Consider the following 13,097-nt stretch of genomic DNA (forward strand, 5'->3'; position numbering starts at 1 on the left):
TCAGGCGCCCTTCCCTTTGACCGCTTCGATGCCGACCGACCTTGGACTGAACGAGGCGAACAGCGCCTGGACGTAGGGCCGGAACATGTGCTCCAGCGCACCGGCAAACAGGATGACCAAGCCCTGGATGATGACGATCATGTCGCGGGAAATCGCCGGCATTTCGAAGGCAAGTTCGGCGCCGCCCTGGTAGAGCATGCCGAACAGGATCGCCGCCAGCACGATGCCGACCGGATGCAGTCGGCCCATCAGCGCCACGGCGATGCCGACGAAGCCGGCGCCGGAGACGAAATCGATCGCCACATTGTGCTGGTCGCCCATCACCGGGTTCAGCGTCATCATGCCGGCCAGCGCGCCCGAAATCATCATTGCGATGATGATGATGCGGGTCTCCGAAATGCCGGCATAGCGCGCCGCTTTCGGGCTGTGGCCATAGGTGCGCATCTCGTAGCCGAGCTTGGTGCGCCAGATCAGCAGCCAGACCAGGAATGCCATGAGCAGCGCCAGCAGGAAGCAGATGTTGAACGGCGCCGAGCGGATCTTGGCGCCGAACAGTTCGATGATCCAGTTGAGTTTGGGCAGTTCGGCGCCGGCGAGGAAGTTGCGCGTCTGCGGCGCCTGCGACGCCGCCGGCTTCAACGGCCCGACCAGGAGGTAGACCATGATCGAGGCCGCGATGAAGTTGAACATGATGGTGGTGATGACGATGTGCGACCCGCGCTTGGCCTGCAGATAGGCCGGGATCAGCGCCCACAGCGCACCGACGGCGGCTCCGGCGACGATCGCCAGCGGAAAGGTCAGCCACCACGGCAGCACAGTGTCGAAGGCGAGGCAGACCACGCCCACGCCAAGGCCGGCAATATAGGCCTGGCCCTCGGTCCCGATGTTGAACAGGCCGCAATGCGCGGCCACCGCCACCGACAGGCCGGTGAAGATGAAGGTGGTGGCATAGAACAGCGTGAAGGCAATGCCGGTTCCCTTGCCGAAAGCGCCCTCGACCAGGATGACGGCGGCACGAAACGGGTTTTCGCCGACCAGCATGACGACGAAACCGGCAACGATGAAAGCCACTGACAGGTTGATCAGCGGGATCAGCCCATAATCGGCCCAGGCCGGCAGCTTGGCGTAAGGCGTGCTCACTCTGCCGCCTCCTGGCGATCGACGCCTGCCATCAGCAGACCAAGCTCGCCTTCGGTCGCCTCCGGGCCGCGTTCGCCGACGATGCGCCCGGCAAACATCACCAGGATGCGGTCGGACAGCGAACGGATCTCGTCGAGCTCGACCGACACCACCAGCACCGCCTTGCCCTGGTCGCGCATGGCAATCAGCCGCTTGTGGATGAATTCTATGGCGCCGACATCGACGCCGCGTGTCGGCTGGCCGACGATCAGAACACCGGGGTCCTGCTCCATTTCTCGCGCCAGCACGATCTTCTGCTGGTTGCCGCCGGAGAAATTCGCCGTTTTCAGACGCGGATTGCCGGGCCGGATGTCATATTTCTCGATCTTGTCCTTGGCATCGGCCATGATGGCGTCGATGTTGAGGAACGGCCCTTTCAGGTAGCGCGGGTCGTCATGGTAGCCGAGGATCGAATTCTCGTTCTCCTCGAAGGCCAGCACCAGGCCGACATGATGGCGGTCCTCCGGCACATGGGCGAGCCCACGGTCGCGCAACTCGCCGGGATCGGCGGCCCCGGTCAGGTCGATCGGCTTGCCATCGAGCATCACCGAGCCGGAAACCGCGCGCCTGATGCCGGAAATCGCCTCGAGCAGTTCGGACTGGCCGTTGCCGGCGACACCGGCAATGCCGACGATCTCGCCGGCGTGGATATCGAAGGAGATGTCGTCGACCATGGTGACGCCGCGCTGGTCTTTCACCGTCAGGTTCTTGACCGCGAGCTTGACCGCGCCGGCCTCCGTCTCGCCCTTTTCGACCCGCAGCAGCACGCGCCGTCCGACCATCAGTTCGGCCAGTTCGCCGACTGTCGTCTTGCTGGTCTCGCGCGTCGCCACCATCGTGCCCTGGCGCATGACCGAGACATTGTCGGTGATGGCCATGATCTCGCGCAGCTTGTGGGTGATCAGCACCACCGTTTTCCCCTGGTCCTTCAATTGCCTGAGGATGCGGAACAGATGGTCGGCCTCGGCCGGCGTCAACACGCCCGTCGGCTCGTCGAGAATCAGGATTTCGGCGCCGCGATAAAGCGCCTTCAGGATTTCGACACGCTGCTGCAGGCCGACCGGCAATTCCTCGATGATGGCGTCGGGATCGACTTCCAGCCCGTATTCGCGCTCGAGCCGCTCCAGTTCGGAGCGCGCCTTGGCGATGCTCTTTTTCAACAGCGCATCGCTTTCGGCGCCGAGGATGATGTTTTCCAGCACGGTGAAATTGTCGACCAGCATGAAGTGCTGGTGCACCATGCCGATGCCGAGCGCGATGGCGTCGTTGGAAGTCTTGATAGACGCCGGCTTGCCGCCGACGCGGATCTCGCCGCTGTCGGCCTGGTAGAAGCCGTAGAGGATCGACATCAGCGTCGACTTGCCGGCGCCGTTCTCGCCGACGATGCCGTGGATGGTGCCGCGTGCGATCTCCAGATTGATGTCGCGATTGGCGCGAACGGCGCCAAAACTCTTGTTGATGCCGATCAGTTCGATTGCGGCTTGCGCCATGCAGCCTGTCCCACTCTTATTTTTTTATCGCTTGGTCAAAACGCCTAGCATGATGCCCCACCCGTGCCAATTGGCGGCGCAGTGGCCACTCTCGACAAATCCCGGTGCGATTGTCAATTTCGAACGTGGCCGGAGACCTTCACATTCACTAATATGCAAGGCTCAACAGTCGCATAATTCTGCGACTGCGTGCGTCAGGACCGAAGGATTTTTTTAATGATCATGCCTGTCGACCGGCTGACGACGCTGGAAATCCGCGCCGCCGAGCAGGAAAAGACCATCGAGGAACTGTCGGGCCAGATCGCCGAACAGTGGACGGCGATCGAACGCATGCAGCGCAAGCTCGATGCCCTGACCGGGCGCTTCATGGCGCTGGAGGAACAGTCGGCACCCGACGTGCCGATAACCAAACCGCCGCACTGGTAGCAAGGAGCAGCCGATGGCCAGTGAAAGCGATCGCGTTGCGCGGGCCGGCGACTATGTGCTTGGCCTGATGAACGATCGCGACCGCGAGCGCGCCGAGCGCGACCTTGAGATCGACCCTGCCTTCCGCGACACGGTGATGCGGCTGGCCGAGCGTATGCATGTCTTCGATCGCACGGGGCGGCCATCGGGCGGCAGCGATCGCTGGCAGCTGATCTCGCAACGCATCGCCGAACTGCCGCAGATGCGTGTAGTCGGCCAGGACGAGGTAAAGCCGGTGATCAGCAGACTGGAGCGGAAGCCCTATGGCGTCGGCGTGCATTCGCTCGGCGGCCGGCGTGGCGCCGTCATCGCCATCGCGCTGATCGTGGTGTTTGCGGTGGGTTATCTCGTCGGTCTGTTGTCGACAGGAAGTGCGCTTCTGCCCTGACCTACGGCCAACCGCATACGGCGCTCCCCTCTCCGTCTCAGCTTCGCCGAGCCCGCAACGCCGGAACTGCCGATCTCCCCCCTTGCGGGGGAGATGGCCGGCAGGCCAGAGGGGGGTGTGAAGGATCGCCAACCTTAATGGCTTCCGTTGGGAATGAACGGTGAATTGGCTGTTAGGCCGAGGGACAGCACCCCCCTCTGCCTTGCCAGGCATCTCCCCCGCAAGGGGGGAGATCGGACGTCGCCGAGATCTTCGCCAATCTTCAACGTCCTTCCAACCCTCCAAAAACAAAACCGCCGGGCTTTCACCCGGCGGTTCGAAACCTAAAGCAATTTCAGGAAAAGTGTGAAGCGGTTTTCCGTCCGGAATTGCGTCAAAACAAAGAAATAACTTGCCGATCAATACGGGCAGGCGTTGTCGGCGGTGTAGTCGTGCACCTGGATCGTGCCGGCGATGATGTCGGCTTTCGCCTTTTCGACCGCCGCCTTCATCTCGTCGGTGACCAGCGCCTTGTTGTTGTCGTCCATGGCGTAGTCGACTCCGCCTTCCTTGAGGCCGAGATTTTGCAGGCCGCCTTTGAAGGTGCCGTTCTTGCCGTCCATGAAGGCGGTGTAGACGGCCACGTCGACACGCTTCAGCATCGAGGTCAGCACCTTGCCGGGCTGCAGGCCGTTCTGGTTGGAATCGACGCCGATGCCGAGCTTGCCGGCATCCGCCGCCGCCTGCAGCACGCCGACGCCGGTGCCGCCGGCCGCGGCATAGACCACGTCGGAGCCCTGGTCGATCTGTGTCTTGGCGATCTCGCCGCCCTTGGCCGGATCGTTCCACGCCGCGGGCGTGTCGCCGGTCATGTTCTGGATGACGTCGGTCGCACCGGCCGCCTTGGCGCCGCCGACATAGCCGCATTCGAACTTGCGGATCAGCGGAATGTCCATGCCGCCGATGAAGGAGACCTTCTTGGACTTCGAGGCCATCGCCGCCATGATGCCGACGAGATAGGAGCCTTCGTTTTCCTTGAACACAAGCGAACGGACATTGGGCATATCGACGGCATCGTCGATGATGGCGAAGTTGAGATCGGGATATTCCTTCGCGACCACCTTCAGCGCATCCTCCCAGGCAAAGCCGGCCATGACGATCGGGTTGCGGCCGTCCTCGGCGAAGCGGCGCAGCGCCTGCTCGCGTTGCGAGGCGTTCGACACTTCGAACTCGACATAGGCGGTGCCGGTCTCGGTCTTGAACTTTTCGGCGCCGTGATAGGCAGCCTCGTTGAAGGATTTGTCGAACTTGCCGCCGAGATCGTAGAGGATGGCCGGCTGGACATCCGCGGCGAAAGCCGGAAGAACCATTGCGGTTGCGGCCAGGAGGCCGAGAACGATACGTTTCATGTGATCCACACCCTGTCGGTTATTTTTTTCCGTTACGCGCCGCCCGCCTGCCCGGTTCTCCGGCAGGCATGCGGCATCAGCCAGGAGTGTACTCCCCTCCCGCTCAAGGCAATCTGGCACGGCCCGAAACAAAATTCACGCGGAATTTTGACCTTTTGGAAAAGCATGCCCCCCGTTGGAAAAACATGCCCAATGCGGTGACAGCTGTGGACGATTGCCGCGTTGTCGTCGCAAGTCCGCTGGGACAACCCATCAGCCCGGCGCGAATTCTCCGCCGCGCCGCCGGCGCCGGTAGCCGATCGCATAGAGGATGAAGGCAAGCACCGCGAACACGGCAAACCCCGGCTGGGCAAGCACCCAGGCGATGCCGCCATCCCATATCGTCGGATTGACCTTGGCGCGCACGAAGGTCTCGAAGGCCGCGCGGGTGTCGGGCGAAACCGCCAGCCAGCTCGAATTCAGCGGCGTCATGACCAATGTGGAAGCCGCCACCGAGCGCGTCGCGTCGAGCACGGCCATGATGACGGCGACCGAGAGTGCGATCATGGCCGCGAGGCGAAACAAAAAACGCAACATCGAAATCTTCCCCGGTCCTCAAGTTCCTCCCGAGGACCTTCCGGTCAAAGGCGAGGAATAGAATGCGCACGCCCCGCGTGCAATCGCCATACGCGAATTTGAAGCCTATCGCCCGCCTATATGGCCACCTTTCGGCTCCGCCGATGGACGAGCCAGACGCCGAGGACGCCGCCGCCAATGGCCCCGACCACCAGCCCGGCAAGGCCGATGAACACCGCGAAGTAGCCGCAGCCGCCTTCGAAACAGCTGATGTCGGTGGCTTCGGCGATCCCCGCGCCAAGCGCGAAGCCGGCGACAGTGCCGACGACGGCGCCGAGGATGATGCCGGCCAGCGCGGCGACGATCGAACCAAAGGCTGACGGTGCCTGCGCTTCCGGCCTTGCATAAAAGGCCTTGGCCTCGTCGCGGCGGCGCAGCAGGTAAATGCAAAACAGGCCGATGACGATTTCGGTGGCGGCGATCGCAAGCTCCCTGGCGGAGACGGTGAAATCGGGCACGGTCAGCGCATAGACCTGCTCGGCCAGCCGCCAGGCGATGGTGGTGATCTGCCAGATGGTGAAATGACGCGGAAAGCGCGCGGAACGGCTGAAGGCGAGGCCGAGCAGATAAAGCCCCCACACGATGGTGACGATGTCGAAGGCCAGTCCGCCAAGCACGAAATAGAAGATCCTGTCCGGCACGCCGGAACTCTCGAACAGCCACCGCGCCGAGACCAGCCAGTAGACCGACCATGCCATGACGAAGAGGAGCCAGACCACGGGCACGAAGGACAGCCCGCTGTCCGGAGGCCCTGCGGGCGTCAGCCCGCCTGGCATGCCTCCGGCCGGCGTTCCGCTGGCCGGCTGTTCATTGCTCGATGTCACGTCTGGACGTTGCCCCCGCAAAGCCTCCGCCGCACTCGACAGGTGGCGAGGGGCGAAGTCAAGCGCGGCCGGCCCTGCCGCCTTGCCCGTGCACACCATTCAGAACCGAAGCGCCTTAGAAGCGGAGCCGTTCAACGCCCCGCGAAACGATGCATGGCCGGCAAAGCGAATAGACTGCCGTTATGGCTTGGCATTCGGCGCCGGATCGACTAGATGAGCCCCGCGCCTGTTTGATTGACGGGCGCCGGGAAGGGCATCCGCTGGTTGGCGGTGTCCATCAAGCGGGTCTTCCCGCAAATCCCAAAGGGATGCATCTCCCCAACCCGCGTGGCAAAACCGGCCGGGCGCGAATGCAAGGACGGAGAGGTGGCCGAGTGGTTGAAGGCGCACGCCTGGAAAGTGTGTTTACGGGAGACCGTAACGCGGGTTCGAATCCCGCTCTCTCCGCCATTATCAAGCCATTGAAACCGCTGCGATTTTCCATCCCAGCGGGTGCGGCTGACTTTACTTCACATGCTCGCCCTGGGTTCATGGCGGATTGCCGGCTTGCTCGCCAAGCCAGGCGCAGAAATGCCGCGGAGCGATCCGGCGGTCGCCGTCACCTGTTCAACCGCCAGAGTTTCAAAGGCGTAGCCGGACCTCTGTCTTCACTCTTCGTGCCCCATCTGTCACCGTCGCAACCAACGTTAGTGCCGCCTGGTGCGGTCTCAGGTCGCAGATGAGGTAATTCCATGAATTATAACGATATCGACCTCAATCTATTGCGGGTCTTTGACGTGATGATGCGGGAAAGGAGCGTGACGCGGGCGGCTACCGAATTGGGCAGAACACAATCAGCTGTAAGCCACTCCCTGTCGAAGCTTCGGTATCTATTGCAGGATGAATTGTTCACCAGAGATGGCGGCGAGATGCGGCCAACTCCCCGGGCAGTTGAGCTGCTGTCGAATATTTCCGCCGCACTCGCAACGATCCGCGCATCGATCGACCGGCATCAGATCTTCAATCCAGCAACGACGCGGCGCAACTTTCGCGTTGGACTTACAGATTATCATGCCATGGTTTTCATCCCGGGCCTCATTCGAGAATTTTCCAGGCAAGCTCCTGGCGCGACGCTGAACGTCATTCCCGCAAACGGACCCGAAATCGGTTCATCGGTCTATCTGAGACAAGTTGACTGCGCGCTGACGGGAGCAGCGATACGCGACGACCCAGGTCTCTTGAAGGTGGAGCTTGGCCAGGACCGATTGTTTTGCGCAGTGTGGAGCGGAAGCAAGATCGCCAGAAGCGCAATGACGCTGGAAACCTATCTGGCCAGTTCCCACCTCCAGATTTCCGCAGATGGCCTGGCGGAAGGCCTCGCGGATGCCGCCCTCAAACAGATGGGTCTTCGCCGCAATGTCGTTGCGACCATCTCGAACTATCCGGTGCTGCCCTGGGCGCTTCGCGGCACTGAACTGATTACCCATTGCGGTGATGCCATCCTGCAAATGCTGGATGAGAGGAGTGAGGTGACGTTGGTCCCGCCACCCCTTCCGATAGCGAATGTGAATGCCTGGCTTATTGTTCACCGCCAGATGGCGAATGACCCGGGAACCAGGTGGCTCCGGGAAATTATCGTGGGAATCTACAACGAATCGCGGAGCAAGAGACACCAAGGCACCGTCGGAGCACCGGGGTCGGCCGTAAAATAGGTCGCGCGCGCTGCTTCACCACTCAACCGCTTTTCAGCTGGGAGTGCTTCGCAACTATGAGCAGCGCTCATTTTCACCATGAGAACAATCGATTTGACGAATACTTGGGCTGGAGAGCACATTCCCTTCAACAATAACAGGGGAATGCCGAAATGAGATCAACGTTCAAGGGCCTACTTGCCCTCGCCATCGCGTGCACCGCCTCCTCGGCGTGGTCCGCAACCCTCGATAATGTCAAGAAAAATGGCGTGCTGACCTGTGGCACGAATTCGGCCACGGCTGGCTTCAGCCTTCCCGACAATGAAGGCAAATGGACCGGATTTGTCGTCGATTATTGTCGCGCCGTGGCCGCTGCCGTGCTCGGGGACGCGCAAAAGGTCAAGTTCATCCCATTGACGCCAAAGGATCGCTTCACCGCCTTGCAGTCGGGAGAGATCGACATTCTCGCCCACAACGCAACCTGGACATCGTCCCGCGATACGTCGCTAGGCATACTGTTTGCCGGCACGTATTTCTATGACGGCCAGGGGTTCATGGTGCGCAAGGCGGACAATATCACGTCAGCCAAGGGACTTGACGGCGCATCGATATGCGTCACCCAGGGCACCACGACCGAGTTGAACCTTGCCGATTATTTTCGCTCGCAGTCGATCAAGTACACGACGGTTGGTTTCGCAGACGAGGAAGCTGTAGTGAAGGCTTATGAGGAGGGACGTTGCGACGTCTTGTCCGCAGACACCTCCACCTTGAACGCGTCGCGGCTTCGCATGGCCAAGCCGGACGACAGCATTGTTCTTCCCGAGCTGATCTCCAAGGAGCCGCTTGGCCCGGCCGTGCGGCAGGGTGACGACCAGTGGCTCAATGTGGCGAAGTGGACGCTCTACGTCATGGTGGCCGCGGAGGAATACGGGGTCACCTCCAAGAACGTCGATGCCATGAAATCGTCGGACAACCCCAGCATCCGCCGCTTGCTTGGCGTGGACGGCAGCATAGGCAAGGACATCGGGCTCGGCGATAACTGGCCGGTCGAGGTGATCAAGCAGGTCGGCAATTACGGCGAAGTGTTTGATCGCAATGTCGGCAAGGATTCGCCGCTGAAAATGGAGCGCGGCATGAACGCGCTCTGGAACCAAGGCGGCGTTCAATACGCTCCGCCGATCCGCTAACGCATGTCGCTCAAAAATGGCCCCGGTTTTGAGACACGACATGCATAACGAAGACCCTAAAGCGCGTCGCCTGAGTCCGTTCAATGGCGACGCGCTTTAGGCAAAGGCATGGTTGCAAGGCGCTGGCGTGTTACCGTCAGCGCCTTGCACGGACCCGATAGGAACAGCCCATGTCCCATTTGTCGCTTCCCGCGCCGTCGCGCAGGAGGTTGTCGCTGCACGATACGAAGGTGCGGGGCATCTTCTACCAGCTCTTGCTCGCCGGCTGCCTGCTGGCCTTGGCCCTGGGCATCGGCATGCAGACTGCATCGAATATGCGGGTCCGGGGGATTCCGCTCTCATTCGACTTTTGGAATGAGTCTGCCGGCTTCGACATCAATCAAACCCTGATACCGTACGATGCATTGTCCAGCTACGGTCAGGCGTTCTGGGTGGGAGTGGTCAACACCCTCTACGTCAGTGTCCTCGCAATCCTGTTTGCGACCTTGCTTGGCTTCGTCATCGGCGTTGCCCGCCTGTCGCCGAACTGGATCGTTTCGAAGGTGGCGACCGCCTATGTCGAGCTTGTGCGAAATGTTCCGTTATTGCTGCAGCTGCTGTTCTGGTACAACGCCGTCCTCAAGCCGTTGCCCTCGCCGAAGGCGTCCATCGCCATTCCCGGCGGCATCTACCTCAACAATCGCGGCCTCATCGTTCCGGAGATTCATTTGCATCCGGGAGCGGGTCTGGTGGGCCTGGCATTCGTTGCGGCCATTTCCTGCTGCGTTGCATTCTGGTTTCGCGCCAGGAGCGTCCAGAGACGGACGGGCAAGCAGCTGCCGGTGCTTCTGGTCAGTCTGGCGATCTTGACAGGATTTCCGTTGGTCCTTTTCCTGGCGGCTGGCGAGCCGGTCTCGTTCGTCGCTCCGCAGCTGCGGGGTTTCAATTTTCAAGGCGGGCATCAGCTCTATCCGGAGTTTGCCGCTCTCCTGATCGGTCTGTCGGTCTACACCGGTTCATACATCGCCGAGATCGTGCGAGGTGGAATCCAGGCAGTGCCAAAGGGCCAGACCGAGGCTGCGCATGCGTTGGGGCTGGCGCCGGGCAAGACGCTTCGTCTGGTCGTCGTTCCCCAGGCGCTGCGCATCATCATTCCCCCTTTGACAAGCCAGTATCTCAACCTCATCAAGAACTCGTCGCTTGCCGTGTTCATCGGCTATCCCGACCTCGTTCAGATCTTTGCCGGCACGGTGCTCAATCAGACCGGAGCCGCCGTCCAGGTCATGGCGATTACTCTGTCGGTCTATCTCGTCATCTCCCTTGCCACGTCGTTGGTCATGAACGCGTGCAACCAACATTTTGCAATTGTTGAAAGGTGACGGATGAGCGATCAGTCCATGCGTTCGCCAATTGTGATCAGCGCGCTCATACCAGCCATGGCGCCTCCCGCGGACGTTCGACCGGGTCCAGTGAGCTGGATGAAAAAGAACCTGTTTTCGACGCCGTCTTCAGGCGCGCTGACAATATGCTTTGTCCTCCTCGCCACGTGGCTGCTGCATCACTTCCTGAGCTTTGCGATCTTCAACGCGGTCTGGAGCGGCGGCCATGAAGCTTGCCGTGCGAACAGCCAGGGGGCTTGCTGGCCTTTCATCGCCGAGAAGTTCGACTACCTGCGATACGGCGCGTATCCGGTTTCCGAGCGGTGGCGGGTGGACCTTGCGCAGGCGATCGGCGCCATCCTCATCGGTTGGCTCCTGTGGACGAAGGCTCCGCGGCGCAAAGTGGCGGCGTTGCTGTTCTTCCTCGTCTACCCCGTGGCCGCGTTCGTTCTCGTGCGCGGCGTTGCCTGGCTTCATTTGCCTGTCATCGATACGACGCTCTGGGGCGGTCTCTTGATCACGTTGCTGATGTCGATCGTGGGTATCGTCTTCTCGCTTCCGATCGGGGTTATCCTGGCGCTTGGACGCAGGTCGGAACTCCCTTTCGTCAAGACGGTTTGCGTCACGTTCATCGAAGTCGTCCGCGGCGTGCCGTTTATCACAGTGTTGTTCATGGCGAACTTCATGATGCCGCTCTTCGTCCCGGATTATCTGACGCCTGATCGACTGTTGCGCCCGCTCATCGCGATAGCGTTGTTCTCGTCCGCCTATATGGCCGAGGTCGTGAGAGCCGGCCTTCAGGCGATCCCGAAGGGCCAACACGAAGCGGCCAAGGCGCTCGGGATCGGCTACTTCGACATGATGCGCCTGATCGTCCTCCCTCAGGCGTTGACGATCGTCATACCGAGCATCGTCTCGACCTTCATCGGTCTGTTCAAAGACACGACTCTGGTCGCCATCGTCGGCATCGCGGATTTCCTGAAGGCCGTCGAAACGGCGCGCGTCGATCCGAACTGGGCAGGCCCGACGATCTCATCAACCGGCTACCTCTTTGCGGGGTTGGTCTACTGGAGCTTTTGCTTCGGCATGTCGCGTTACTCGCAATCTATGGAGCGCCAATTGGCGCGTGGCCACAAATCCTAGGAGGCGATGATGATGCCACAAGCAATGCCCGCGGCAAGGTGACTATCAAATGGCTTGTGCAGACACGCCCGCATCGGCGCATGGGCAGCGACATATCGCGGGAATAGATTTCGACCAGATCCACGACCGTCGGCAGTTCGGATCCGTCAAATGGGCCAACCAGTGGGACGAGTTCTCTCCCCAGGTCGAGGGCCAGGACCTGCTGTCGCTGTGGACGGCGGATATGGACTTCCGCGCTCCGGAAACCGTTATCGCGCGACTGCGCGAGGCTGCGGAGCATGGCATTTACGGCTACACACGCCGCGATCCGCGCCACTATGAGATCGTGCAATCGTGGTTCGCGCACCGGCACAACTGGTCGCCGAAACTGGAGACCTTGCTTCCCGCGCCGGCGATCATGCCGTCCGTGGCTGCGATACTGCGAACCTTCACCAAGCCCGGTGACGGCGTCATTGTGCAGTCGCCCGTGTACTCGCCCTATTTCGAAGTTGTTCAGGGAAACGGGCGGGTTCTGCTTACGAACCGGCTGAGGCTGCAGAACAACAGATATGAACTCGATCTGGATGATTTCGAGAAACTGGCGGCCGGCGGTGCCAAGGCATTCCTGCTGTGCAATCCTCACAACCCTGCCGGAATGGCCTGGACACGCGAAGAATTGGCGGCGCTCAACGACGTCTGCGAGCGCCATGGGATCCTGGTGATATCGGACGACATTCACTGCGACATAAGGTTGTCGGATCGTCCTCACATCGTCTTCTCCTCCATCTCGGAAGATGCTGCGGAGAAATCGTTCATCTGCACCGCTCCAACGAAGACTTTCAATCTTGCCGGGGTTCCTTCGGCAACCATTTCGGTAGCCAGCAAAAAGCGCCGCGAGGCGCTTCTTGCCGCAATGCAGGCGTCATTCATGGTGAATGCGAACTTTTTCGGCCGCCTGGCCCTGGAGGTTGCTTACAGCAGCGGCGCGCCATGGCTCGACCAACTCACGCGCTACATCGCCGGCAACATCGATCTGGTTTGCGAGTTCGCCAGTGAACACCTTCCAGGCATCACGCCCATGCGGCCCGACGCATCGTTTCTGGTGTGGTTGGATGCGTGCGCGCTCGATCGCCGAGTGGGTGGAATTCAGAAGTTCTTTGTCGATCGGGCCGGGGTTAATCTCTACGATGGCCGCGTCTATGGGCCTGGCGGCGAAGGCTTCATCCGCCTGAATGTCGGCTGCCCGCGTCCCCTGTTGCGGCAAGGGCTGGAGCGCATGTCCAGCGCGCTGGCATCCCTGTGATCGAGCGCCAGGGTGCTTCGGATGCGAGCCTGGTACTTGATGCCGGCAGCCGGTAAGGAAACGTCCAGGGCCGACGAGCCGGATGACCGCAAGTCCGGATTCCATAGA

General features: G+C 61.1%; 12 protein-coding genes and 1 tRNA gene. 8 read left to right on the forward strand and 5 right to left on the reverse strand.

Annotated features, from left to right (window positions below; all coding sequences use genetic code 11):
• Together X771_RS162175 and X771_RS162170 are read right to left on the reverse strand one after the other, a co-directional pair.
• Positions 1–1,140, reverse strand: coding sequence for an ABC transporter permease (locus X771_RS162175; RefSeq protein WP_023686470.1), 1,140 nt, complete (start codon positions 1,138–1,140; stop codon positions 1–3).
• The gene (locus tag X771_RS162170; protein WP_023686471.1) at positions 1,137–2,669 is read right to left on the reverse strand and encodes an ABC transporter ATP-binding protein; all 1,533 of its coding nucleotides are present in this window, start codon (positions 2,667–2,669) and stop codon (positions 1,137–1,139) included. Before X771_RS162170 ends, X771_RS162175 begins: the two co-directional genes overlap by 4 nt.
• Positions 2,670–2,888: 219 nt before the next feature.
• On the opposite strand from X771_RS162170, the gene X771_RS162165 reads away from it, so the two are divergent.
• Together X771_RS162165 and X771_RS162160 are read left to right on the forward strand one after the other, a co-directional pair.
• Positions 2,889–3,095, forward strand: a complete 207-nt coding sequence (locus tag X771_RS162165; protein WP_196813821.1) for a SlyX family protein — start codon at positions 2,889–2,891, stop codon at positions 3,093–3,095.
• Positions 3,096–3,108: 13 nt separating this feature from the next.
• A complete protein-coding gene (locus X771_RS162160) occupies positions 3,109–3,522 on the forward strand; it encodes a hypothetical protein (RefSeq protein WP_023686472.1) in 414 nt (137 codons plus the stop codon).
• 398 nt (positions 3,523–3,920) lie between these two features.
• Here the strand turns inward: X771_RS162160 and X771_RS162155 are convergent, their stop codons facing one another.
• The 3 genes from X771_RS162155 to X771_RS162145 all read right to left on the reverse strand — a co-directional run bounded on the left by X771_RS162155 (position 3,921) and on the right by X771_RS162145 (position 6,349).
• Positions 3,921–4,910, reverse strand: a complete 990-nt coding sequence (locus X771_RS162155; RefSeq protein ID WP_023671120.1) for a BMP family ABC transporter substrate-binding protein — start codon at positions 4,908–4,910, stop codon at positions 3,921–3,923.
• A gap of 252 nt (positions 4,911–5,162) precedes the next feature.
• Complete coding sequence (locus X771_RS162150; protein WP_023671119.1) at positions 5,163–5,486, reverse strand: hypothetical protein; 324 nt, start codon at positions 5,484–5,486, stop codon at positions 5,163–5,165.
• Positions 5,487–5,602: 116 nt separating this feature from the next.
• Complete coding sequence (locus X771_RS162145; RefSeq protein WP_023825482.1) at positions 5,603–6,349, reverse strand: hypothetical protein; 747 nt, start codon at positions 6,347–6,349, stop codon at positions 5,603–5,605.
• A gap of 360 nt (positions 6,350–6,709) precedes the next feature.
• Here X771_RS162145 and X771_RS162140 point away from each other — a divergent pair.
• The 6 genes from X771_RS162140 to X771_RS162115 all read left to right on the forward strand — a co-directional run bounded on the left by X771_RS162140 (position 6,710) and on the right by X771_RS162115 (position 12,989).
• Positions 6,710–6,799, forward strand: a tRNA-Ser gene (locus tag X771_RS162140).
• Between the two features lie 281 nt (positions 6,800–7,080).
• Positions 7,081–8,040: a LysR family transcriptional regulator gene (locus tag X771_RS162135; protein WP_023686474.1), complete on the forward strand. Its 960-nt coding sequence runs from the start codon at positions 7,081–7,083 to the stop codon at positions 8,038–8,040.
• 152 nt (positions 8,041–8,192) lie between these two features.
• The gene (locus X771_RS162130) at positions 8,193–9,206 is read left to right on the forward strand and encodes an amino acid ABC transporter substrate-binding protein (RefSeq protein ID WP_023686475.1); all 1,014 of its coding nucleotides are present in this window, start codon (positions 8,193–8,195) and stop codon (positions 9,204–9,206) included.
• 170 nt (positions 9,207–9,376) lie between these two features.
• The gene (locus tag X771_RS162125; RefSeq protein WP_023686476.1) at positions 9,377–10,564 is read left to right on the forward strand and encodes an amino acid ABC transporter permease; all 1,188 of its coding nucleotides are present in this window, start codon (positions 9,377–9,379) and stop codon (positions 10,562–10,564) included.
• 3 nt (positions 10,565–10,567) lie between these two features.
• Positions 10,568–11,707 carry an amino acid ABC transporter permease gene (locus tag X771_RS162120; RefSeq protein WP_023686477.1) on the forward strand — a complete coding sequence of 380 codons (1,140 nt, stop codon included), beginning with the start codon at positions 10,568–10,570 and terminating at the stop codon, positions 11,705–11,707.
• 49 nt (positions 11,708–11,756) lie between these two features.
• Positions 11,757–12,989, forward strand: coding sequence for a MalY/PatB family protein (locus X771_RS162115; RefSeq protein ID WP_050587391.1), 1,233 nt, complete (start codon positions 11,757–11,759; stop codon positions 12,987–12,989).
• Positions 12,990–13,097: the final 108 nt, after the last annotated feature.

Origin of the sequence: Mesorhizobium sp. LSJC269B00 (genome assembly GCF_000502815.1) — a bacterium.
Classification (GTDB): domain Bacteria; phylum Pseudomonadota; class Alphaproteobacteria; order Rhizobiales; family Rhizobiaceae; genus Mesorhizobium.